Annotated in this window: 18 protein-coding genes; 10 read left to right on the top strand and 8 right to left on the bottom strand. The window is 73.9% G+C overall.

The window, feature by feature from the left end; translation table 11 throughout:
- The first annotated feature begins 62 nt into the window (after positions 1-62).
- The 3 genes from PH190_RS23050 to PH190_RS23040 are packed head-to-tail and all read left to right on the top strand — an operon-like array spanning position 63 to position 3,102.
- Complete coding sequence (locus PH190_RS23050) at positions 63-806, top strand: response regulator transcription factor (protein WP_274233949.1); 744 nt, start codon at positions 63-65, stop codon at positions 804-806.
- Complete coding sequence (locus tag PH190_RS23045; RefSeq protein ID WP_274233864.1) at positions 803-2,344, top strand: sensor histidine kinase; 1,542 nt, start codon at positions 803-805, stop codon at positions 2,342-2,344. The genes PH190_RS23050 and PH190_RS23045 overlap by 4 nt, the downstream gene beginning before the upstream one ends.
- Positions 2,341-3,102 (top strand): DUF1707 SHOCT-like domain-containing protein, encoded by a 762-nt coding sequence (locus tag PH190_RS23040; RefSeq protein ID WP_274233863.1) that lies wholly within the window; start codon positions 2,341-2,343, stop codon positions 3,100-3,102. The genes PH190_RS23045 and PH190_RS23040 overlap by 4 nt, the downstream gene beginning before the upstream one ends.
- Positions 3,103-3,314: 212 nt before the next feature.
- Here PH190_RS23040 and PH190_RS30645 read toward each other — a convergent pair whose 3' ends face one another.
- Complete coding sequence (locus PH190_RS30645; protein WP_337993850.1) at positions 3,315-3,650, bottom strand: DUF1918 domain-containing protein; 336 nt, start codon at positions 3,648-3,650, stop codon at positions 3,315-3,317.
- Positions 3,651-3,844: 194 nt separating this feature from the next.
- The gene (locus tag PH190_RS23030) at positions 3,845-6,421 is read right to left on the bottom strand and encodes an ATP-dependent Clp protease ATP-binding subunit (RefSeq protein ID WP_274233862.1); all 2,577 of its coding nucleotides are present in this window, start codon (positions 6,419-6,421) and stop codon (positions 3,845-3,847) included.
- A 199-nt stretch (positions 6,422-6,620) separates the two neighbouring features.
- Between PH190_RS23030 and PH190_RS23025 the strand changes: the two genes are divergently transcribed.
- A complete protein-coding gene (locus tag PH190_RS23025) occupies positions 6,621-7,628 on the top strand; it encodes an NADP-dependent oxidoreductase (protein ID WP_274233948.1) in 1,008 nt (335 codons plus the stop codon).
- Positions 7,629-7,685: 57 nt separating this feature from the next.
- On the opposite strand, the gene PH190_RS23020 is transcribed toward PH190_RS23025, so the two are convergent.
- Positions 7,686-9,737, bottom strand: coding sequence for a PhoX family protein (locus PH190_RS23020; protein WP_274233861.1), 2,052 nt, complete (start codon positions 9,735-9,737; stop codon positions 7,686-7,688).
- A 199-nt stretch (positions 9,738-9,936) separates the two neighbouring features.
- Here PH190_RS23020 and PH190_RS23015 point away from each other — a divergent pair, with 199 nt between their 5' ends.
- The gene (locus tag PH190_RS23015; RefSeq protein ID WP_274233860.1) at positions 9,937-11,118 is read left to right on the top strand and encodes a zinc-dependent alcohol dehydrogenase; all 1,182 of its coding nucleotides are present in this window, start codon (positions 9,937-9,939) and stop codon (positions 11,116-11,118) included.
- The gene (locus PH190_RS23010; protein ID WP_274233859.1) at positions 11,115-11,912 is read left to right on the top strand and encodes an MBL fold metallo-hydrolase; all 798 of its coding nucleotides are present in this window, start codon (positions 11,115-11,117) and stop codon (positions 11,910-11,912) included. Before PH190_RS23015 ends, PH190_RS23010 begins: the two co-directional genes overlap by 4 nt.
- A gap of 71 nt (positions 11,913-11,983) precedes the next feature.
- Here the strand turns inward: PH190_RS23010 and PH190_RS23005 are convergent, their stop codons facing one another.
- From PH190_RS23005 to PH190_RS22990, 4 genes are all read right to left on the bottom strand, one after another.
- On the bottom strand, positions 11,984-12,439 hold the full coding sequence (locus PH190_RS23005; RefSeq protein WP_274233858.1) for a winged helix-turn-helix transcriptional regulator: 456 nt from the start codon (positions 12,437-12,439) through the stop codon (positions 11,984-11,986).
- Positions 12,440-12,643: 204 nt separating this feature from the next.
- Entirely contained in the window at positions 12,644-13,540 is an 897-nt protein-coding gene (locus PH190_RS23000; RefSeq protein ID WP_274233857.1) for a MaoC family dehydratase, read from the bottom strand.
- The gene (locus tag PH190_RS22995; RefSeq protein WP_274233856.1) at positions 13,540-14,916 is read right to left on the bottom strand and encodes a 3-oxoacyl-ACP reductase; all 1,377 of its coding nucleotides are present in this window, start codon (positions 14,914-14,916) and stop codon (positions 13,540-13,542) included. The genes PH190_RS23000 and PH190_RS22995 overlap by 1 nt, the downstream gene beginning before the upstream one ends.
- 4 nt (positions 14,917-14,920) lie before the next feature.
- Positions 14,921-16,234, bottom strand: a complete 1,314-nt coding sequence (locus tag PH190_RS22990) for an acetyl-CoA C-acetyltransferase (protein ID WP_274233855.1) — start codon at positions 16,232-16,234, stop codon at positions 14,921-14,923.
- Between the two features lie 132 nt (positions 16,235-16,366).
- On the opposite strand from PH190_RS22990, the gene PH190_RS22985 reads away from it, so the two are divergent.
- From PH190_RS22985 to PH190_RS22975, 3 genes are all read left to right on the top strand, one after another.
- Positions 16,367-17,107, top strand: coding sequence for a TetR/AcrR family transcriptional regulator (locus PH190_RS22985; RefSeq protein WP_274233854.1), 741 nt, complete (start codon positions 16,367-16,369; stop codon positions 17,105-17,107).
- Positions 17,108-17,216: 109 nt separating this feature from the next.
- Complete coding sequence (locus PH190_RS22980) at positions 17,217-19,214, top strand: acyl-CoA dehydrogenase family protein (RefSeq protein WP_274233853.1); 1,998 nt, start codon at positions 17,217-17,219, stop codon at positions 19,212-19,214.
- Positions 19,215-19,401: 187 nt separating this feature from the next.
- Positions 19,402-19,956, top strand: coding sequence for a DUF4190 domain-containing protein (locus tag PH190_RS22975; protein ID WP_274233852.1), 555 nt, complete (start codon positions 19,402-19,404; stop codon positions 19,954-19,956).
- Positions 19,957-20,310: 354 nt separating this feature from the next.
- Here PH190_RS22975 and PH190_RS22970 read toward each other — a convergent pair whose 3' ends face one another.
- Complete coding sequence (locus PH190_RS22970) at positions 20,311-21,585, bottom strand: phosphodiester glycosidase family protein (protein WP_274233851.1); 1,275 nt, start codon at positions 21,583-21,585, stop codon at positions 20,311-20,313.
- Positions 21,586-21,834: 249 nt separating this feature from the next.
- Between PH190_RS22970 and PH190_RS22965 the strand changes: the two genes are divergently transcribed.
- Positions 21,835-22,977: a TerC family protein gene (locus PH190_RS22965; RefSeq protein WP_274233850.1), complete on the top strand. Its 1,143-nt coding sequence runs from the start codon at positions 21,835-21,837 to the stop codon at positions 22,975-22,977.
- Positions 22,978-22,984 lie beyond the last annotated feature (7 nt).

The following is a 22,984-nucleotide window of genomic DNA, read 5'->3' as shown; positions in this document are numbered from 1 at the left end:
CCGGGTCGTGCACAGCCGGCGCACAGGGAGCACCCAGCGCGGACCGACGACCGGGTGTCACGCTGACCGTCGTGAACGCCGCCACCCGCGCCGACCTGCGCCGACCCGACGGCACCCCGGTCCGCGCCCTCGTCGTCGACGACGAGCCGACCCTCGCCGAGCTGCTGTCGATGGCGCTGCGGTACGAGGGCTGGGACGTGCGCAGCGCCGGGGACGGCCTCGCCGCCGTGACCTCAGGCCGCGAGTTCCGGCCCGACGTCGTGGTCCTCGACGTCATGCTCCCGGACATCGACGGGTTCGAGGTGCTGCGCCGGCTGCGGGCCGACAACCCCGACGTGCCGGTCCTGTTCCTCACCGCCCGGGACGCCGTGGAGGACCGGGTCGCCGGCATCACCGCGGGCGGCGACGACTACGTGACCAAGCCGTTCAGCCTGGAGGAGGTCGTGGCCCGGCTGCGCGGGCTGCTGCGCCGGGCCGCCGTCGCGACCGCCGTCCGCGGCGACGCGGGCCTCGTCGTCGGGGACCTCACCCTCGACGAGGACTCGCACGAGGTGTTCCGCGGCGGCGACCAGATCGACCTGACCGCCACCGAGTTCGAGCTGCTGCGCTTCCTCATGCGCAACCCGCGCCGCGTGCTGTCGAAGGCCCAGATCCTCGACCGGGTGTGGAACTACGACTTCGGCGGCCAGTCGAACATCGTCGAGCTCTACATCTCCTACCTGCGCAAGAAGATCGACGCCGGCCGCGCCCCGATGATCCACACGGTCCGCGGCGCGGGCTACGTGCTCAAGCCGGGCGCCGCGTGACCCGCTCCTGGGTGCCCTCGCTGCAGAGCCGTCTCGTCGTGTCGACGGTCCTGCTGCTCACGGTGGTCTTCCTCGTCGTCGGGGTGGGGGCGGCGCTGTCGCTGCGGGGCTACCTCTACCGCCAGCTCGACGACCAGGTCACCGAGATCGCCCGCTTCCGCAGCGACCCGCCGCCCGGCGACCCCGACCGCCGCCCGCCGCCGCCCGACGCCGGCGGCGGGTTCGTCGGCGGCGGTCCGGACCGGCCGGCGAACACCCTGGAGGTGACGGTCGACGACGGGCGCATCGTGCGCGCGGTGCTGATCGGGCGGCCCGGGACGAGCCGGCCGGTCGACCCCGCGCAGGTCGCGCCGGCGATCGCGACGACGCCCGGCCGGCCGCCGCACACGCTCGACCTCGAGGGGCTCGGCCGGTTCCGGTTCGCCGCCGCGACCGGCCAGGACGGCACGGTCACCGTGGTCGGCCTGTCCACCGACGCGCTGGAGAACACCGTCGGCGAGCTCGTCGTCCGCGAGGCCGTGATCTTCGGGATCGGGGTGGTGCTCGCCGGCGTGGCTGCCGCCTACACCACGCGGCGGACGCTGCGCCCGCTGCACCGGGTCTCGGCGACCGCCCGGCGGGTCTCGGAGCTGCCGCTGGCCTCCGGCGAGGTCGAGCTCGCCGAGCGGGTGCCCGACGCCGACGCCGACCCGCGCTCCGAGGTCGGGCAGGTCGGGGCCGCGCTCAACCGGATGCTCGGGCACGTCGGCGACGCGCTCGCCGCCCGCCAGGACAGCGAGACCCGCCTGCGGCGCTTCGTCGCCGACGCCAGCCACGAGCTGCGCACCCCGCTCGCCGCGATCCGCGGCTACAACGAGCTCGCCGCCCGGCGCGCCGAGGACCTGCCCCCCGAGGTCGCCGGCCTGCTCGACCGCATGGGCTCGCAGACGCAGCGGATGACCGCGCTCGTCGAGGACCTCCTGCTGCTCGCCCGCCTCGACGCCGGGCGCCCGCTGGCCCGCGAGCGGGTCGACCTCGCCCGCCTCGTCGTCGACGCCGTCACCGACGCGCACGTCGCCGCCCCGGACCACCGGTGGTCGCTGGACCTGCCGGGCGGGGACGACGACGGGGACGCCCCCGCGCTCGAGGTCGTCGGCGACCCCGAGCGCCTGCACCAGGTCGTCGCGAACCTCCTCGCCAACGCCCGCACCCACACCCCCGAGGGCACCCTCGTCACCGTCACCCTGCGCGCCGCGACCGTCGACGGGCGCGCGGTGGTGCGCCTCGAGGTCGTCGACGACGGCCCGGGCATCCCGCCCGACCTGCTGCCCCACGTCGCCGAGCGCTTCGCCCGCGGCGACACCGGGCGCGCCCGCACCACCGGCAGCACGGGCCTCGGGCTGTCGATCGTCGCCGCGGTGGTCGCCGAGCACGGCGGGCGCCTGGACATCACGAGCCGGCCGGGGGAGACGCGGTTCGTGGTGGACCTGCCGGCCGGACCGACCACCGCGGCGCGTGCTCCCGCCGTCCCGGAGGGCGGCCTATCCTCCCGCCCATGAGTCAGCCGCCGCCGGACCAGCAGTGGGACGACGAGCAGGGCGCCGGGGCGGAGCGGCTCCCGGCGAAGCCCGAGCCGCCGGCGATCCGGGCCTCGGACGGCGAGCGCGAGCAGGTCGCCGAGGTCGTGCGCCAGGCGGTGTCGGACGGGCGGCTCACGATCGTCGAGGGCGACGAGCGCCTGCGCGACGTCTACGCCGCGGTCTTCCGCCGCGACCTCGTGCCGATCACCGCGGACCTGCAGCCGGCCGAGGCCCGCTCCACCACCGCCGCCGCACCGTCACGCCGGGCGCTCGGGCACCTCGACCGGCCGTCGTCGACGCTGTCGGTGGCCGTGCTGTCCGGGGTGCAGAAGCGCGGGGAGTGGACGCCCGGGCTCACCCACCGCGTCGTCGCGTTCTGGGGCGGCGCCGAGCTGTCCTTCCGGGACGCGCGGCTCGACGACGCCGGCCTGGCCATCGGCGCGATCGCGATCATGGGCGGCGTGTCCGTCGACCTGCGCGGCATCCCCGCCGGCGTCGAGGTCACCATCCAGGCCGTGGCGATCATGGGCGGCATCGACGTCACCGTCGACCCGGACACCACCGTCGTCGAGGACGGCCTGGGCCTCATGGGCGGGTTCGAGGACGGATCGGGTCGCCCGCAGCGCACCGACGGCCCCCGCGTGCAGGTCACCGGGCTGGCGCTGATGGGCGGGGTGTCGGTCGCCCGCAAGCCGCTCGAGATCGAGGGCGGCGGGCAGGACGAGATCGAGGGCTGAGGCGGTTCCCGGTGGCAGGACCCGCGCCCACCGCGGATCCCGTCACCGAGGAGCGTCAGCGCGGCGGGTCGAGCCGCTCGAGGACCCGATCGAGCTTCTCCTCGATGCGGTCCATCCGCGCCCCGAGCTCGGTGAGCGTGCGGTACGCCGTCGCGTCGGTGTTGAGCACCGCGTCCAGACCGTAGCGATCACCCCGCCGCGGGTGACCGTGGTCAGCGGTCGAAGCGCTTCGCCACGTCGTCGGCGAGGTCGGAGACGACCCGCGCGGCGGTGCCCGCCGCGCCCTCGGCCTGCTCCTTCGCGGCGCCGGCGACCTCGGCGGCCGTCGCGCCGGCCTGCTCGGCGGCCAGGCCGAGCTTGTCGGTGACCGAGCCCGACTCGAACGTCGCGTCCGGGCCGGGGGTCACGATCGTCTCGTGGCCGTCGTCGAACCGGATGCGGTAGGGCGGGCCGTCCTCGCCGAGCACGGCCACCACGGTCCCGGTGCGGTCGGAGACGTCGGTGTGGTTGGAGTGCATGCGGATGCGGTCGCCCACGGACGCGCTCACGGCTCGGTCCTCCTGCTCGGTCGACGGGGTCGTCAGGTTCGTACCCCGTTCCGGGCGAAGGGCACCCTCGGGCGGACGACCCGCCCGTGGACGCGGCCGTCGCCGAACGACGCGGCCGGCCCGGGACGAGCGAAGGGCCCCTTCGATCGACCAGATCGATCGAAGGGGCCCGTCGCTCAGAACAGCGGGAGTGCTCAGCCCGTGGCCACCGGCGTCGCCGCGGACGGGCTGTCCGCGACGGCGAAGGTCAGCTCACCCTCGGCCACGTCGATCGTGACCGTCTGGCCCCCGTGCAGCTCGCCGCCGAGCAGCATCGAGGACAGCCGGTTGCCGACCTGGCGCTGGATGGTCCGGCGCAACGGCCGGGCCCCGAACTCGGGCTGGAACCCGAGCTCCGCCAGGCGGTCGACGGCGGCCTCGGTGACCGCGATGCCGACGTCCTGCGCGGCCAGGCGCTCGCGCGTCTCGTCGAGGATCAGGTCGGTGATCCGGCGCAGCTGGCCCGCGTCGAGCCGCTTGAAGACGATCACCTCGTCGATCCGGTTGAGGAACTCCGGCCGGAACGACTCCCGCAGCCGCGGCATGAGCCGCTCCTGCAGGGACTGGTCGGGGTTCGCCGTCGACGGCGCGAAGCCCAGGGACTGGGTGTTCGTCGTGATCAGCTCCGAGCCCACGTTGCTGGTCATGATCAGCACCGTGTTGCGGAAGTCGACCGTGCGGCCCTGCGAGTCGGTCAGGCGCCCGTCGTCCAGCACCTGCAGCAGCGTGTTGAAGACGTCGGGGTGGGCCTTCTCCATCTCGTCGAGCAGCACCACCGAGTACGGCCGGCGGCGGATCTCCTCGGTGAGCTGACCGGCCTCGCCGTACCCGACGTAGCCGGGGGGCGACCCGATGAGCCGCGAGACGGTGTGCCGCTCGGAGTACTCGCTCATGTCGACGCGGACCATGCGGTCCTCGTCGCCGAACATCGTGGCGGCCAGGGCCTTGGCCAGCTCGGTCTTGCCGACGCCGGTCGGGCCGAGGAACAGGAAGCTGCCGATCGGCCGGTCCGGGTCGTCCAGGCCCGCCCGCGAGCGGCGGACGGCCTCGGCGATCGCGGTGACCGCGTCGTCCTGGCCGACGACCCGCTCGTGGAGCTGCTCCTCGAGCTTGAGCAGGCGGTCCCGCTCGGTCTCGGTGAGCTGGCTGACCGGGATGCCGGTCGACCGGGCGACGATCTCGGCGATGTCGTCGACGGACACCTCGAGCACGCTCGGGTGGTCCGACCGGCGGTCGGTGCGCGCCTGCTCGAGCTGCGACTGCGTCTGCGCGATCTCGTCGCGCAGGGCGCCGGCGCGCTCGTAGTCCTCGTCGGCGACGGCCTGGTCCTTGTCGCGGGTCAGCGACTCGAGCTTGCGCTCCAGCTCGCGCGAGTCGGTGTGCGGGCCCTTGGCCTGCAGCCGCTTGCGCGCGCCGGCCTGGTCGACGAGGTCGATGGCCTTGTCGGGCAGGAACCGGTCGGTGACGTAGCGCTCGGAGAGCTCGGCCGCCGCGGTCAGCGCCTCGTCGGTGAACCGCACCTGGTGGTGCGCCTCGTACCGGTCGCGCAGCCCGTGCAGGATCGCGATCGTGTCCGCGACCGACGGCTCGGGCACCATCACCGGCTGGAACCGGCGCTCGAGGGCGGCGTCCTTCTCGATCGACTGCCGGTACTCGTCGAGCGTCGTCGCGCCGACGATGTGCAGCTCGCCGCGGGCCAGGGCCGGCTTGAGGATGTTGCCGGCGTCCATGCCGCCCTCGGACGACCCGCCCGCACCGACCATGGTGTGCAGCTCGTCGATGAAGACGATCAGCTCGTCGGAGTGCTCGCGGACCTCGGCGACCAACTTGGTCATCCGCTCCTCGAAGTCGCCCCGGTAGCGGGTGCCCGCGACCATGCCCGACAGGTCGAGCTGGACGATGCGCTTGCCCTCGAGCTGCTCGGGGACGTCGCCGGACACGATGCGCTGGGCGATGCCCTCGACGACCGCGGTCTTGCCGACGCCCGCCTCGCCGATGAGGACGGGGTTGTTCTTGGTGCGCCGGGACAGGACCTCGATGGTCTGGTCGACCTCGTCCTCGCGGCCGACGACCGGGTCGAGCTCGCCGCCCTGGGCCTTCGCCGTCAGGTCGACGCCGAACTGGTCGACGGTCGGGGTGCTGGAGTCACCGGTCGGGCCGCCGGGGCCGCCCTGCCCGCCGCCGCCCGGGCGCTGGCCACCGTTCGCGGCGGAGCGCTGCAGCGACTGCGGGGTGACGCCCTGGGCACCGAGCGCGCGGCCCACGGGGCTGTCGTTGTTCGCGGCCAGCGCGAGCACGATGTGCTCGGGGCCGATGTAGCTCGAGCCGAGCGCACGAGAGATCTGGTGCGCGTCGAGCAGGGTGCGCTTGGCCGTCGGGGTCAGGGACGGCGGCTCCGTCCGCGCCTCGTCACGGGGCAGCTGCTCGTCGGCGGTGCGCGCGAGCGCGTCGACGTCGGCGCCCGCGCCGGCCAGGAGCTGGCGCAGCGGCGGGACCTGCGTGACGACGAGCAGGAGGTGCCAGGCGTCGAGGTCGCTGTTGCCCCGCTCGGCGGCCTGCTGGGCCGCGGCACCGACCAGCTGGCGGGCCGGCTCGGTCATGAGCTGGGTGATGTCGATGCGCTGGACGCCTCGCGGGGACGCTCCGCCCAGCCCGCGTCCACTCAGGAACTGGGCGAGGAAGTCGTCGAACGGGCCGGACCCGGGACCACCGGGCCCGAAGGCGCTGGTCATGTAGCTCCTCAGAAGGGTCCACACCGACGCGGGGGGCGCCGGCACTGACCGGATCAGCAACGGGCGGGGATCGTTCATTCCTGAGCCGTGCCGACTCAAGTCGTGATGCGGGCCATGAGTCGACCACGCTCAGGCCGCGGGCTACCCGCGTCACGGCATGGTCACGCGCCCGCGCGGGCACGCGTCCCCCATGAGCTCCGTGACCGCCCGCGAGGTCCACCTCGTCCGTCGCCCGCAGGGGATGCCCGATCCCGACGACTTCGCCCTCGTCGACCGCGACCTCGGCGAGCCCGGCGACGGCGAGGTGCTCGTCGCCAACCACGACTTCTCGGTCGACCCCTACATGCGGGGCCGCATGAACGACGTGCCCTCCTACGTGCCGCCCTTCCGGCTGCACGAGGCGATGGACGGCCGCGCGGTCGGCGAGGTCGTTGCCAGCAACAGCGACGACGTGGCGGTCGGCGACGTCGTGACCACCAACCTCGCCTGGCGCACCCACGGCGTCGTGCCGGCGAAGCAGGTGCAGAAGGTCGCCGCACCCGAGGGTGTCGACCCGTCGGCCTACCTCGGGGTGCTCGGCGCGCCGGGCCTCACGGCGTGGGTCGGGCTGCTCGACAAGGCCGCGTTCCGCGAGGGCGACAGCGTCTTCGTCTCCGGCGCCGCCGGTGCGGTCGGGAGCGTGGTGGGCCAGCTGGCCAAGATCAAGGGCGCGTCACGGGTCGTCGGCAGCGCCGGCAGCGCCGAGAAGGTGCGCTGGCTGACCGAGGAGCTCGGCTACGACGCGGCGTTCAACTACAAGGACGGGCCGGTGGTCGACCAGCTCCGCGAGGCCATGCCCGACGGCGTCGACGTCTACTTCGACAACGTCGGCGCCGACCACCTCGAGGCCGCCATCGCCTGCGCCAACGACTTCGCCCGCATCGCCGCCTGCGGGGCGATCGCGCACTACAACGACACGGCCGAGAACCCCACCCCCGGGCCGAACAACCTCTTCCAGATCGTCAAGAAGCGGCTCTCGATCCAGGGCTTCATCGTCACCGACTCGATCGACCGCATGCGCCCGTTCCTCGACGAGGTCACGCCCTGGGTCGCCGAGGGCCGTCTCAAGTTCGCCGAGACGGTCGTCGAGGGCATCGACCACGCCGTCGAGGCCTTCCGCGGCCTGCTCCGCGGCGAGAACACGGGGAAGATGATCGTCCGGGTGTGAGCGTGGAGGCAGCGAACGCGCTGTTCGCTGCTTCTACGCGCGCGAAGTCCCCGTTGATCACGCCGACTCCGGCGCCACCAGCGGCCCGCCGTCGGCACGCCAGATCGCGACGACGGCGGGGCGGGCGATGCTCGTCCCGCCGTCGGGCCAGTGCGAGATCGGGTTCGCGAGGCTGCCCTCGTCCGACTCGCCCGGGTGCTGCACCGACACGAGCGCCATCCGCTCCTCGACCACCGGTCCGCAGGTCTCCGCGCCGCGGGGAACGGTGAGAAACTGCTGCACGCGGCCGCGCTGCGGACCCTCGAGCGGCACCGCGAACAGGCCGTCGTTGCTGCCCAGCGCGTTGCCGTCGGTCGCGATCCAGAGGTTGCCGACGGCGTCGAAGGCGACGTTGTCGGGGCACGAGATCGGCGATACCTGGTCCTTGGGGAAGCCGCCGAAATAGGTGTCGGCGGCCGCCGGGTCGCCGCACACGAGCAGCAGCGACCAGCCGAACGTCCGCGCAGCCGGGTCGTCGCCGGTCTCGGTGAGCTCGAGGACCTGGCCGTTGGTGTTGTCCGCGCGCGGGTTGACGGCGTCGACCCCGGGCTTGCCCGGCGTGCCGCGCTCGTCGTTGTTGGTCAGCGCGGCGTAGACGCGGCCGGTGGTCGGGTGCGGCTGGACGTCCTCGGGCCGGTCCATCGGCGTCGCGGCCACGGTGTCGGCGGCCATCCGCGTGTGCACGAGCACCTGCGCGGCAGTCATGCCCGGGACGAACGAGCGCCCGGTGCCGTCGGCGAGCGACTCCACGAGCGGCAGCCACTCGCCGCCGCCGTCGGGGCCCGGGGTCGGCGCGTCGCCCGAGAAGCGCGCGACGAACAGGGTGCCCTCGTCCAGCAGGCGGGCGTTGGACGCGCGGTCGGCGGGGGCGTCGCCGGCGCGGTGGGTGCGCGACGAGACGAACTTGTAGAGGTACTCGAACCGCTCGTCGTCGCCCATGTAGACCGCGACGGTGCCGGTCGGGCCGACACGGACGTTCGCGCCCTCGTGCTTGAAGCGACCAAGCGCGGTGTGCTTGCGCGGGGTCGAGGCGGGGTCGAACGGGTCGACCTCGACGATCCAGCCGAAGCGGTTGGGCTCGTGGGGCTCGCGGGTCAGGTCGAAGCGCGGGTCGACGCCCTCCCACTTGCGGTCGGTGGCGCCGCCGTCCATCCCGTAGCGGGCGAGCGCGGCCTTGGCGGCGGGGTCGGCGACCGCCTCGCCTCCTGCGAAGTACTGGTCGATGTTCTCCTCGCCGGTGAGCACCGTGCGCCAGGGCGTGACGCCGCCCGCGCAGTTGTTGAGGGTGCCGAGCACGGTGCGGCCCTCGGGGTCGGCGCTCGTGCGCACCAGGGCGTCGCCGGCGGCCGGGCCGGTCAGCGTCATCGGCGTCGAGGCGGTGATGCGCCGGTTGACCGGGTCCATCGCCGGCGTCAGGCGGCCCGACCCGCCGTCGCGCTGCACCGCCACGACCGACATGCCGTGCGCGGCCATCCCGATGGCGACCTGCTCGGGGGTCGGCGCGTCGGGGTTGTAGCCCGGGATCATCAACGGCTCGGTCGAGTACTCGTGGTTCGCGACCAGCAGCGCCCGCCCGGGGCTCGCCGGGTCGTCCAGGAGCGCGAGGAAGTCGTTGTTGAACCCGAACTGCTGGGCCTGCGCCGCGGCCGTCTGGGCGTTCGGGTCGAACGCGGGCGCGCCGGGCAGCACCGGGTCGCCCCACCGGATCACGACCTGCTGGTCGAAGCCCTCGGGGACGCGCACGGCGTCGTCGGTGTTGGGCGCCACCGCGACGAACCCGAAGGGCGAGGGCATCGGCGCCGTCCCCGCCGCACCGCCCGCCGGGCCCGCGGCGCCGCCGCCCGTCCCGCCGCCGGTGCCGCACGCGGCCGCCAGCGTCCCGGAGATCCCGGCGACGAGACCCGCCTGCAGGACGCGCCGCCGGCTCAGCGCGGCCGCCGCGACCTCGCGGAACGGCGTGGTGTCGGTGGGGTTGGGCGCGGGCCGGGAGCAGGCGTCGTTGCAGCGGTAGCGGCAGGAGATCGCCGGGCGGCCGTGGGGCCGGTGCACGGCGAGGGGGAGCAGGCGCACGGAATCTCCCGTGGTTGCTGATCGTGGTGTCGGGCGGACGCTAGGGCGGCCCGGCGTCGTCGCGGCACCCCCGAGGTGAACGGCGGTCGAACAGCCGCACCGGGAGGGCCGTGATCGTCGTCGCGGGACGTCGTGACCCGTTTCGGGCCGGAACGCCGACGGGCAGCCCCGATCCTTCGACGACGATGTGAGGAGCAGCATGAGGGCACTGACGTGGCAGGGGCAGCAGGACGTCCGCGTCGAGACCGTGCCGGACCCGACGATCCAGGCGCCGACCGACGCGATCATCAAGGTCACGAGCACGGCGATCTGCGGGTCCGACCTGCACCTCTACGAGGTGCTCGGTCCGTTCCTCGACCGGGGCGACATCCTCGGCCACGAGCCGATGGGCGTCGTCGAGGAGGTCGGGTCCGAGACGGGGGACCTGGAGGTGGGCGACCGGGTGGTCATCCCCTTCAACATCTCCTGCGGGCACTGCTGGATGTGCGAGCACCAGTGGTTCGCCCAGTGCGAGACGACGCAGAACCGTGAGCAGGGGATGGGGGCGTCCCTCTTCGGCTACACGAAGCTCTACGGGCAGGTCCCGGGCGGGCAGGCCGAGTACCTGCGCGTGCCGCAGGCGCAGTTCGGTCCGATCAAGGTTCCCGAGGGCCCGGCCGACGAGCGCTTCCTCTACCTGTCCGACGTGCTGCCCACCGCCTGGCAGGCCGTGGCCTACGCGCGTGTCCCCGAGGGCGGCAGCGTCGTGGTGTTCGGGCTCGGCCCGATCGGGCAGATGGCGGCGCGCATCGCACGGCACCAGGGCTTCCGCACCATCGCCGTCGACAGCGTGCCCGAGCGGCTGGCGATGGCCCGCCGCCACGGCATCGAGGTCGTCGACTCCCGCAGCGTCGACGACGTGGGGGCCGCGGTCCGCGACCTCACCGACGGCCGCGGCACCGACTCCGCGATCGACGCGGTCGGCATGGAGGCTCACGGCAGCTCGGTGATCCCGCAGCTCGCGCAGAAGATGGCGAGCAAGCTGCCTGACGCGATCTCCGCCCCGCTGATGCAGGTGGCGGGCGTCGACCGCACGGCCGCGCTCGTAGGCTGTGTCGACGCCGTGCGCCGCGCCGGCGTCGTGTCGCTCTCGGGCGTCTACGGCGGCACCGCCGACCCGATCAACATGCTCAAGCTCTTCGACAAGGGCGTCTCGCTCCAGATGGGCCAGGCGCACGTGAAGCGCTGGATCCCGGAGATCATGCCGCTGCTCACCGACGACGACCCGCTCGGCGTGCACGACCTCGAGACCCACCGCCTGCCGCTCGAGTCGGCGGCCCACGGGTACGAGATCTTCCAGAAGAAGCAGGACGAGTGCATCAAGGTCGTCCTCGCGCCGTGAGTGACTCCTCGCTCTTCTTCGTCGGGACGGCGACGACGCTGCTGCGGTGCGGGGGGTTCACGGTCCTCACCGACCCGAACTTCCTGCACCGCGGCCAGCGGGCCTACCTCGGCAAGGGGCTGTGGTCGACGCGGCTCACCGAGCCGGCGCTGAGCCCGGCCGAGCTGCCCGCCCTGGACGCCGTGGTGCTCTCGCACCTGCACGGCGACCACTGGGACCGGGTGGCCCGGCGGGGGCTCGACAAGTCCGTCCCGGTCCTCACGACGCCGGAGGCGGCGCGGACGCTGCAGTCGCGCCAGCGCTTCCGACGCGCGCTGGGCCTCGCGGTGTGGGAGTCCCACACGCTCGTCCGGCCGGACGGCGCGACGCTCCGCGTGACGGCGCTGCCCGGCCGGCACAGCCCGAAGCCGCTGACCCGCCTGCTGCCGCCGGTGATGGGCAGCCTGCTGGAGTTCGCCGACCCGTCGGGCGAGGTGCTGCGCCGCATCTTCCTCTCCGGCGACACACTGCCGTTCGAGGGCATCCCGCTGATCCGCGAGCACATCGGCGAGGTCGACCGCGCCGTCCTGCACCTCGGCGGCACGACCCTGCCCGGCGGGCTCGTGGTCACGATGGACGGGCGGATGGGCGCCGACGTGCTCGAGACGATCGCGCCGCGGCGCGCGACGCCGGTGCACCACGACGACTACGGCGTCTTCCGCTCGCCGCTGTCGGACTTCCTCGCCGAGGTCGAGCGGCGCGGCTGGGACGACCGCGTCGACGTCGTCGAGCGGGGCGGGACCATCCCGCTCTAGGTGGCGCGGGTGGTGCAGCGAACGCGCTGTTCGCGGCTTCTACGCGCGCGAACTCCCCGTTCGCGGCGCCGTCAGGGCGTCATGCGCGCCGCGATCTCCGCCGGCATCCCCGGGCCCGGCCGGGCGACGACCTCGCGCGCGTCGTGCACGTCGCCGCAGCTGGCGCAGACGAGGTGCTGCTCGACCGCGTTCCCGCAGGTCGCGTGCGTGTAGAGGATCGGTGGGCCGTCGGGGGCGAGGTACCGGTCGCCCCACGCGGTGAGCGCGACGACGACGGCCGCGAGCTCGCGGCCCTGCGCAGTGAGCAGGTACTCGTCGCCGTCGCGCTCCATGATCCCGGCCGCGACGAAGCCCTCGAGACGCGTGGTCAGCACGTTCGTCGCGATGCCGAGCGAGCGGAAGTCACCGAAGCGCCGCGCGCCCGCGAACAGGGCGTTGCGCACGATCAGCAGGCTCCAGCGCTCGCCGACGAGCTCGAGCGCCCGCGCGGCCGAGCACACCTCGCGGTCGTAGGTCTTCCCCAGCACGCGATCAGCGTACTTGCATGACGCAAGCCCTGCCCGGCGCCGCGCGAACGGGGAGTTCGCGCGCGTAGAGGCAGCGAACAGCGCGTTCGCGGCACCCACGCCGCGCGCTCAGCCCGTCGTCGGCGCCGCGAGCGGGGATTTCGCGCGCGTAGAGGCAGCGAACAGCGCGTTCGCTGCCCCCCACGCTGCCCCCACGCCGCCCGCTCAGCCCTCGCGCAGCGTCAGGAGCAGGTGGTCGCGGCCCTTGGGACTCACGAGCTTCGCGTCCCAGCCGCCGTCGACGGCCGCGGTGTGGAAGTAGGCCTTCGACGGCGCGCGCACCGGCGCCTTGAACACCACGTCGACGGTGAACGCCGGCCCGTAGCGCCCGGCGAGCGCCGCGAGCGCCCGGGCCTTGGTCCACATCCCGTGCGCGATCGTGCCCGGCATCCCGAACGCCTTGGCGGCGAGGCCGTTGACGTGGATCGGGTTCACGTCGCCCGACACCGCGGCGTAGCGGCGACCGATGTCGCCCGGGACCGTCCAGATCGCGTGCGGGAGGCGCCCGACGTGCGGGTCGGGCTCGGGCGGGGCCGCGGGCGCGTCGTCGGCGCCGGCGGGGGCCGGGGCGCCGCGCACGAAGTAGGTGCTGCGCGAGTCCCAGATCGTCGTGCCGTCCTCGTCGGCCACCGTCGTGACGAGGTCGACCTGGGCGCCCTTGGGGTGCGCGGCCAGCCGGTCGGCGTGCACGGTCACGCGCAGCGGCTCGCCGACCACCGGCGGGCGCACCTGCGCGATGATGTTGCGCAGGTGCACCATGCCCGGCGCGGGCAGGGGGAACTCGCGGTCGGTCATCAGCCGCATCTGCAGCGGGAACGCCAGCATGTGCGGGTAGGTCGGCGGCACGTCGCCGCCGACGGAGAACCCGCAGACGTGGTCGTAGTCCGCGACGAGGGAGCCGTCGATCCGCACGTTCACCAGCTCCAGGCGGCGGTCGGGCAGCGCCGAGCCGCCCGACCGCGCCGTGAGCAGCGCCCGCCCGTAGAGCACGCCGAGGGTCGGCGGGCTGTCCAGGGTCTCGACCGGCGCGTGCGGAGCCGCGGGGGAGGGCTGCGCCGTCATCACGCCCCCAGGTAGTTCTGGCCGTCGACGCGCAGCACCTGCCCGTTGACCGCGTACGACGCGGCCTGGGCGAACCACGCGATCGTCTCGGCGACGTCGACCGGCAGCCCGCCCTGGGTCATCGACGACAGCCGCCGCCCGGCCTCGCGGGTGCCGACGGGCATGGCGGCGGTCATCGCGGTCTCGATGAACCCGGGCGCGACGGCGTTGATCGTCGCGTCCTTCTCGACCAGCAGCGGGGCGGTCGCGTCGACCATCCCGATGACGCCCGCCTTCGACGCGCCGTAGGCGGTCTGCCCGCGGTTGCCGGCGATGCCCGCCATCGACGAGACGGTGACGATGCGCCCGCCGCGGTGGAAGACGTCGGACGCCATCAGCGCGTCGTTGATCGCGAGCTGCGCGTTGAGGTTGACGTCGATGACCGAGTTCCAGCGGTCCCGGTCCTGGTTGGCGAGCAGCTTGTCGCGGGTGATGCCCGCGTTGTGCACGACGACGTCGAGCCCGCCGTGCCGCCCCGCGTGGTCGAGCAGGGTCGCCGGCGCGTGGTCGGCGGTGATGTCGAGCTGCAGCGCGCTGCCGCCGACGTCGTTGGCGGTGCGCGCGAGCGCGTCGCCGGCGGACGGGACGTCCACGCAGATCACGGTCGCGCCGTCGCGGCGCAGGGTCTTCGCCACGGTCGCGCCGATGCCCCGGGCGGCCCCGGTGACGACGGCGGTGCGGCCGGCGAGCGGCTTGTCCCAGTCCACGCCCTGGCTCGAGCCCGCGAAGCCGGGCACCGTGCCGACGTCGAGGCGCTGGCCGTGGACGAACGCCGAGCGCGACGACAGGAAGAAGCGCAGCGTCGACTCGAGGTCGGCCCCGACAGTGTCTTCTGCGACGTGCACGAGGTTGACCGTCGCCCCGTAGCGCGCCTCCTTGCCCGCGGAGCGCACGAGGCCCTCGAGAGCACGGCGCGCGGCCCGCACCGCCGGCGAGGTGGCCTCGGCCGGCACGTCGCCGATGACGAGGATCCGCCCCGACGGCCCGATCCGGCGCATGACCGGGGTGAGGAAGCCCTGGATCTCGGCGAGGTCGGCCGGCGACGACAGGCCGGTCGCGTCGACGATCCCGGCGGCGACCTTCGACGTCGAGCTGCCGCCGCCGACGGGCGCGTGCGGGTCGTCGTGGACCTCGATGCCCAGGTCGGTCAGCAGCGAGCGCACGACCTTGGCGACGCGGCCGTCCGCGGTCGCCGTGCCCAGCAGCGCCGGGCCGGACAGCAGCGGCTGACCCGGCTCCCAGCGCCGCAGCCGCGGCACCGGGGGCAGCCCGACCTGGCCGGCGATGGTCCGGCCGACGCCGGAGTTGACGAAGTCGGAGTACCAGTCGTTGCTCACGGGCTCAGGCCTCCAGGATCGCGACGACGCCCTGACCACCGGCCGCGCAGATCGAGATCAGGCCGCGGCCCGAACCCTTCTCGTGCAGCAGCTTGGCCAGGGTGGGGACGATGCGGGCGCCGGTGGCGGCGAACGGGTGGCCCGTGGCCAGCGACGACCCGACGACGTTGAGCTTCGACCTGTCGAACGAGCCCAGCGGTTCGTCGTACCCGAGCTTCTCCTTGCAGAAGATCGGGTCCTCCCATGCGGCGAAGGTCGCGAGGATCGTCGAGGCGAACGCCTCGTGGAACTCGTAGAAGTCGAAGTCCTGCAGCGTCAGACCGTTGCGCTCGAGCAGGCGCGGCACCGCGTAGGCCGGGGCCATGAGCAGGCCCTCGTCGCCGTGGACGTAGTCGACCGCGGCGGTCTCGGCGTCGACGAAGTGCGCCAGCACCGGCAGCCCGCGCTCGGCGGCCCACTCGTCGCTGGCCAGCAGCACGGTGGCCGCGCCGTCGGTCAGCGGCGTGGAGTTGGCCGCGGTCATCGTGGCCTCGGTGTCGGGGTAGCCGGCCGGCTTGAACACCGGCTTGAGCTTCGCGAGCCCCTCGACCGTGGAGTCGGGCCGCAGGTTGTTGTCCTTGGTCAGCCCGAGGTACGGCGTCATGAGGTCGTCGAAGAACCCGCGGTCGTAGGCCTGCGCGAGGTGCTGGTGGCTGGCCGCGGCGATCTCGTCCTGCGCCTGACGGGTGATGCCCCAGGCGGCAGCGGTCTGGGCGGCGTGCTCGCCCATCGACATGCCGGTGCGCGGCTCCCGGTTGGCCGGGATCTCGGGGACGATCTGCCCCGGGCGCAGGCCCGCGAGCGCCTTGACGATGCCCGCGGTGGACTTCGCGCGGTTCGCGGCCAGCAGGACGCTGCGCAGGCCCTCGTTGACCTCGATCGGCGCGTCGCTGGTGGTGTCGACCCCCGCGGCGACGCCGCTCTCGATCTGCCCGAGCGCGATCTTGTTGGCGATCAGCAGCGTCGTCTGCAGGCTCGTGCCGCAGGCCTGCTGGACGTCGTAGGTCGGGGTCGACGCGGCGAGCCGGCTACCGAGCACGGCCTCGCGGGTGAGGTTGAAGTCGCTGCTCTTCTTGAGCACCGCGCCGGACACGACCTCGCCGACCTGCTCGCCGGCCATGCCGAAGCGGGCGACGAGGCCGTCGAGGGCGGCGGTGAGCATGTCCTGGTTGGAGGCCCGCGCGTACGCGCCGTTCGACCGCGCGAACGGGATGCGGTTGGCGCCGACGATCGCGGCGCGGCGCGGCAGCGAGGGACGGGACGATGGAGCGGAGGGCACGATTCCTCCCGGAGTCGGGCTGTCGGTCGCGGGCGTGTCGGTCGCGGGCGGGGTCCGCTGGGCGGTCACGGTTCTGGTGACGCGCGCCGTTCCCGCCGGAGTTACCCGAAAGTATCAGGTACCGTCGGTAACGTGAGCCGTCGTTCCCCGCATCACGTCGACGCCGGCCGGGCCACCGGCGCCGGCGGCGGTCGCGACGGCGAGCGCGAGGCCCACCGCGATGGCTCCCGTCCCCGCCGGGACCGGCGGTCCAGCCGCTGGGACGAGCATCGCCGCGCCCGGCGCCAGGAGCTCACCGCAGCCACGATCGTGGCCATCCGGGCGCACGGCGCCGACGTCGGCATGAGCCAGGTCGCGGCCCAGGCGCGCACCAGCAAGACCGTGGTGTACCGCCACTTCACCGACAAGAACGACCTCTACCTGGCGGTGTGCGACTGGGTGGCGGCCGTGCTCGTCGGGCAGCTGCAGAGCGCGATGCGCGACGCCAGCGAAGACCCCCGCCGGACGCTGGTGTCCGGCATCGACGCCTACCTCGGACTGATCGAGGCCGATCCCGAGGTCTACCGCTACGTCATGCGCCCGCCCAAGCTCGACCGCCCCGAGGGCGAGGACCCGGTCAGCGACCTCTGCACGGTCATCGGCGACCACATCGCGGAGATCATCTCGACCGAGCTGCGCCGGCAGAACCGCGACACCGCGCCGGCGCAGACGTGGGGCCACGCCCTGGTCGGCATGGTCCGCGCGGCCGGCGACCAGTGGCTCGCCGCCCGGCCGGACCTGGAGCGCGAGGCCCTCGCGGGCCAGCTCGCGGACCTCGCCTGGTCGGGTCTCTCCCGCACCGTGACGCCCGCCGCGGCGTCGTCCGCGTCCTGACGGGGCATCACCCGTTCACCGCAGTGCTCTCCCCTCAGTGCTCTCCCCGCTCTGCTCCACCGGTCACGCGACCGGGGTGGAGCACCGATTCCCTCTCCCGGAGGCATCCGTGAGCCGTCCGTCCACCGACGACGTCACCCCGGCCACCGTGGCCGCCGTGCAGCGCACCCTCGACGGCCGCTGGCACACCCTGCGCGACGAGATCCGGTCCCGCGAGGACTTCGCCGAGCTGCGCGTCGACCCGGGCACCGACGTCGAGACCTACCGCGCCGCCATCTGGGACATGCTCGGGCGCCTCGCGGCCGACGGGCACGCGGTGCACGGCTTCCCGACCGCCGTGGGCGGGCGCGGCGACATCGGCGGCTCGGTGGTCTCCTTCGAGATGCTCGCGTTCGCCGACCTGTCGCTGCAGGTCAAGAGCGGGGTGCAGTGGGGCCTGTTCGGCGGGGCGATCCAGGCGCTGGGCAACTCCGAGCAGCACGCGCGCTGGCTGCCGGCGGTCATGGACCTCACGCTGCCGGGCTGCTTCGCGATGACCGAGACCGGCCACGGCTCCGACGTCCAGTCGGTGCACACGACCGCGACGTACGACCCGGACACCCGGGAGTTCGTGATCGACACCCCGACCGAGTCGGCGCGCAAGGACTACATCGGCAACGCCGCGCGCGACGGGCGGATGGCGGCGGTGTTCGTGCAGCTCTGGTCCGGTGGCGAGCGCCACGGGGTGCACGCCGTCCTGGTGCCGCTGCGCGACGAGGACGGCACCGTCCTGCCCGGCGTCGAGATCACCGACGACGGCCACAAGGAGGGCCTCAACGGCGTCGACAACGGGCGCCTGGCCTTCCACGGCGTCCGCGTCCCGCGCGAGAACCTCCTCGACCGCCACGGCTCGGTGGCCGAGGACGGGACGTACTCGAGCTCGATCGAGAGCGAGAACCGCCGCTTCTTCACGATGCTCGGCGCTCTCGTGCGCGGGCGGGTCAGCGTCTCGGGCAGCGCGGTGGGCGCGGCGTCGCTGGCCCAGACGATCGCCGTGCGCTACGGCGAGGCGCGCCGCCAGTTCGCGGCGCCCGGTGGCGACGAGGAGATCACCGTCCTCGACTACCTCGCCCACCAGCGCAAGCTGCTGCCCGGGCTCGCGCGCACCTACGCGCTGCGGTTCGCGCAGAACGAGCTCGTCGAGATGCTCCACGACGTCCAGACGACGCGGGAGGCCGGCGGCGACGTCGACGAGAAGCGCCAGCGCGAGCTCGAGTCCCGCGCCGCGGGCACCAAGGCGCTGACCACCTGGCACGCCACGGCGACCATCCAGGCCTGCCGCGAGGCGTGCGGCGGGCAGGGCTATCTGTCGGAGAACCGGCTGGGCCAGCTGCGCGCCGACACCGACGTGTTCACGACGTTCGAGGGCGACAACACGGTCCTGCTCCAGCTCGTCGCCAAGGGCCTGATCTCGGGCTACGCCGACGACTTCGGGCACCTCGACACGCTGGGCACCGTGCGCTTCGTCGCCGACCAGGTCCTCGACACCGTCGCCGAGCGCACCTCGTTGCGCCAGCTCGCCGAGCGCCTGCGCGCCGTGGGCCCCGGCGGCGAGGACGACGTGCGCGAGCGGTCGTGGCAGGTCAAGCTCCTCGACGACCGCGAGGAGCACACGCTCGACGGGCTGGTGCGCCGGCTGCGACCGGCGCGCGACAAGGGCATCTCCGCCGAGCGCCAGTTCGCGATCTTCAACAACGCGCAGGACCACCTCCTGCGCGCCGCGCGGGCCCACCTCGACGGACTCGTCCTCGACGCCTTCGTGCGCGCGACCGACGCGTGCGTCGACCCCTCGGCGCGGGCGCTGCTGGAGAAGGTCTGCGACCTCTACGCGCTGTCGCTCATCGAGGAGGACAAGGGCTGGTTCCTCGAGCACGGGCGCATCTCGGCGGCGCGGTCCAAGGCGATCACGGCCGAGGTCAACCGCCTCTGCCTGGAGCTGCGGCCCCACGCCCGCGCGCTCGTCGACGCGTTCGGGATCCCGGAGGTCTGGATCGGCGCGCCCATCGCCACCGGCGCCGAGCAGCGCCGCCAGGACGAGGCCCGCGCCCACGCCGCCTCCCTCGCCTGACCCACGAGGCGGGCCCGGGGGGCGGCTGCGGCACGGGGTGTCTCAGCCTGGCGTCCACGCTGTCACTGGACGTCAGGAAAGCCACCCGCTCGGACGCGCCGTTCGGTGGACTCCGTGCTGAACGGGTACCGGTGGCACGATGGCCGCCCCGGCGACGGGCCGGACCGAGGGCGAGAGGACGTTCGACGTGAGTACTCCGGGCGACGGCTACGGCCAGCAGGGATACGGGCAGCAGCCTGGTTATGGCCAGCAGCCGCCCGGCGAGCCGGGCTACGCCGGTCAGGGCGGCACGGCGCCCGCCTGGGGCCAGCCGACCATGCCGCCCAAGCCGCGCAACGGCATGGGCATCGCGGCGCTGGTCTTCGGCATCCTGGCGCTGCTGACGTGCTGGTGGCTGCCGGTCGTCGGCGGGATCCTCGGCATCGTCGCCATCATCCTCGGCGTCGTCGGCCGCGGGCGGGCGAAGCGCCTCGAGGCGAACAACAAGGGCATGGCCACGACCGGCCTCGTGCTGGGCATCCTGAGCCTGATCGTCAACATCATCCTCAGCGTCGCCCTGTTCTTCCTCGGCTTCGCGTTCCTCAACTTTGGCGGCGGGCAGTCGATCCAGCAGTTCCAGGACTGCCTCGCGAACGCCTCCAACCAGCCGAACCCGGCGGCGGTGCAGCAGGCCGCGGAGCAGTGCGGCCAGCAGTTCGGCCAGCAGCTCCCGGGCGGGCAGCAGCCCGGCGAGCCGGAGTGACCGAGCACTGACGGTCCGACGACGACGGCCCCGCACCCGGTTCGGGGTGCGGGGCCGTCGTGGGCCAGGTGTCCGGACCGGGCGATGGCCGCCTCGCGGCGCGTGGCACAACAGGGCTTCAGCCGAACGATCGTCCCTGGAGGCCTTTCGATATGAGACCCGGGGGCACATGACGCCCGGCCCGGACACCCCATTGAACCCCACGCGGGTCCGGTCTGTTCCCGGGGCGGGGGTCCGATCGTCCGGAGTGGTCGCGACGCGGCGTCACGAGGCGCCGGACGAAGGGTCACCCGCCGCAGCCGAGCGGGGGGCTTTCCTGTCGTTGAGCGACAGCGTGGACGCCAGGCTCGCCGGTCAGCGGGGCACCACGGCCAGGGCGTCGGTGACGGCGCGGAGGGGTTCGGCGGAGGGGGCGTTGACGATCGTGAGGTCCTCGTCACGGCCCCGGTGCACCATCGTCGTCGAGCCCCCGCCGTCGAGGGACGCCGCGACGGGCGCGCCGAGATCGGTCAGCAGGCGACCGAGCTCGGCGAGCGTCGTGCCGATGCTCGCCTCCTGGCGCCCGTCGACCGTCACCAGCCACAGCCGCCGCCCGTCGCCCGACAGGCCCACCGCCGTCCGCGGGGCCCGCTCGGTGTCCTGCAGCCCGGGCAGCGGGCGCCCACCGCGGGCCAGCGGCAGGGCCCCGACGGCCACCCGCAGCGGCGGGGCGCCGACGGCGTCGAGGCCGTACTCCAGCGTCACCGCCGACCCGACGCGCAGGCCCCGCAGCGCCGCCGCCCCGCGGTCGCGCCCGACGAGGGCGACGGTCCCGCGCGCCAGCGCCCCCGCGCCGGGCGGGCCGGTGGCGACGACCCGGCCGCCGGCCACCCGCACCTCGACGACGTCGGTGCTGCACCCGGCGTCGGGGTCGGTGTCGTTCCCGCAGGTCGTGGACGTGCGGGGCGCGTCGCCCCAGGCCGCGTCGAACACCGCGACCCCGTCGACGGGGACCGCGTAGCCGTCCAGGCCCGACAGCGCGACCGTGCGCTCCCCGTCGGTGACGCGCCCGTGGAAGCGGGCCCGCGCCAGGTGCGCGACGCCGTCGGTGTCGAGGCCCACGACGGCGTCCGGGGACTCGCCCGGCGGCGCCGGCGGGGCCGGGCGGCGGCCCACCGGCACCCCGGAGGTGCGCGCGGCGCCGTCCACGATCTGCACGCCCACCGGCGCCCCGGTCCCGCCCTGGTCGAAGAAGCCGCCGTTGACCGCGGTGACCGCCCCGGCGCGCGCGGCCAGCTCGGGCACGGTTGCGACGGCGGCGACGACCGGCGGGGTCAGCAGGTCGACGCGCACGGCCGGCGAGGTGAGGTCGACCTCGACGACGTCGCCGCGCACGGGCCCACCACGGGGGTCGGGCAGCGTCGTCGTGAACTCGCGGTACGTCGTGCCGGGCAGGCCCGGGGCGCCCCGGGGTGCGAGCAGCTCGCCGAGCACCCGCCCGTCGGGCGGCCCCGGCGGCACCGGTGGCGGCCCCGGTGGCCCCGGCGCCGCCCCGAGGGTCAGCGCCGCGCAGACCGCCAGCACGAGGGCGGCGCGGCACCGGGCCGGGCCCTCGGCACCGCCCACCGACCGGGCCGGAGACCGCCCCACGCCGCCTCCCCGCCCCTCGACCGACCGGCGAGCCTGGGACCGTGCGGCCACGCAGCCCGGGCCGACACACGGGCGCCGGCCCGGCACCGCCCGGACGTGTGAGGGACGCGGGAACCCGACATCGGGGAACGAACCGCCCCGGCGTCGGTATCGTCACTTCGGGGAACCTTTCCCACGGGCGACCCGTTGGCGCCCCGGAACAGCGACAACCGGCGTTCTCGACGCGACCGGCGACGTGGAGGAGCAGGCGTGACGGTCCCCTTCTGGGTCTGGGCGGCCACGATCGGCGGCATCGCCGTGCTCGTGGCGATCGACATCTGGCACGCGCGATCGCCCCACGAGGTCAGCTTCCGCGAGGCCACCCTCTGGTCGGTCATCTACATCGCGGTCGCCGTGGTCTTCGGCGGGATCCTGCTGTTCACGATGGGCACGCAGGCGGGCACCGAGTACTTCGCCGGTTACCTCGTCGAGAAGAGCCTCTCGGTCGACAACCTGTTCATCTTCGCGGTGATCCTGGGCCAGTTCGCCGTGCCCAAGCGTCACCAGCAGAAGGTGCTGCTCTGGGGCGTCATCGGCGCGCTGGTGATGCGCGCGATCTTCATCGCCATCGGCGCCGCGGTGATCTCCGCGTTCGCGTTCGTCTTCGTCATCTTCGGGGCGTTCCTGCTGTACACGGCGTACACGCTGGTCAAGCAGCACGGCGAGGAACCGAAGGACATGCACGACAACCGGGCGGTCAAGCTGGTCCGCCGGTTCGTCACCGTGCACGAGGACGCCGGCGACCACGAGGGCTACAAGGACGACGGCAAGCTCACGGCGCGGGTCAACGGCAAGTGGGGCGTCACGCCGCTGTTCATCGTCGTGTCCGTGATCCTGTCGGTGGACCTCGTGTTCGCCCTCGACTCGATCCCCGCGATCTTCGGCATCACGCAGAACGCCTACATCGTGTTCACCGCGAACGCGTTCGCGCTGCTCGGCCTGCGGGCGCTGTACTTCCTGCTGGTCGGCCTGCTCGACCGCCTCGTGCACCTGTCCTACGGCCTGGCGTTCATCCTCGCCTTCATCGGCGTGAAGCTGATCCTGCTGTACCTGCACGAGGACGTGAACCCGGCGATCCCCGAGGTGCCGACCTGGCTCTCGCTCGTCGTCATCGTCGTGACGCTGGCCGTCGTGACGGTGACGAGCCTGATGTCGACCCGGAACGGGTCGACATCAGGCGGCCACGGGTCGTCGTCGTCCTCCTCGGACGACCGGGCGGACGGCGAGCAGGAGCAGGGCACCGAGCAGCCGGCGGTCGGGTCGGCCGGCTCGAGCGACCACGGCACGGGCACCGGCGCGGCCGGGTCGTCCCCGACCGGTTCCGGGCAGACGGGGTCGCGCTCCTCGTCCTAGGGTCGGG

The sequence above is a fragment of the Actinomycetospora straminea genome (genome assembly GCF_028737255.1).
In the GTDB taxonomy this organism is placed as follows: Bacteria; Actinomycetota; Actinomycetes; order Mycobacteriales; family Pseudonocardiaceae; genus Actinomycetospora; species Actinomycetospora straminea.
Note: the sequence above shows the minus strand (reverse complement) of the source record. Positions and strands in the feature narration are given on the sequence as shown.

What these genes read in the sequence shown, in the direction of transcription:
- PH190_RS23040 (WP_274233863.1), top strand. Translation starts at nt 2,341, where the DNA reads ATGAGTCAGCCGCCGCCGGACCAGCAGTGGGACGACGAGCAGGGCGCC.
- PH190_RS23000 (WP_274233857.1), bottom strand. Translation starts at nt 13,540, where the DNA reads ATGACGGCGCAGCCCTCCCCCGCGGCTCCGCACGCGCCGGTCGAGACC.
- PH190_RS23015 (WP_274233860.1), top strand. Translation starts at nt 9,937, where the DNA reads ATGAGGGCACTGACGTGGCAGGGGCAGCAGGACGTCCGCGTCGAGACC.
- PH190_RS23030 (WP_274233862.1), bottom strand. Translation starts at nt 6,421, where the DNA reads ATGACCAGCGCCTTCGGGCCCGGTGGTCCCGGGTCCGGCCCGTTCGAC.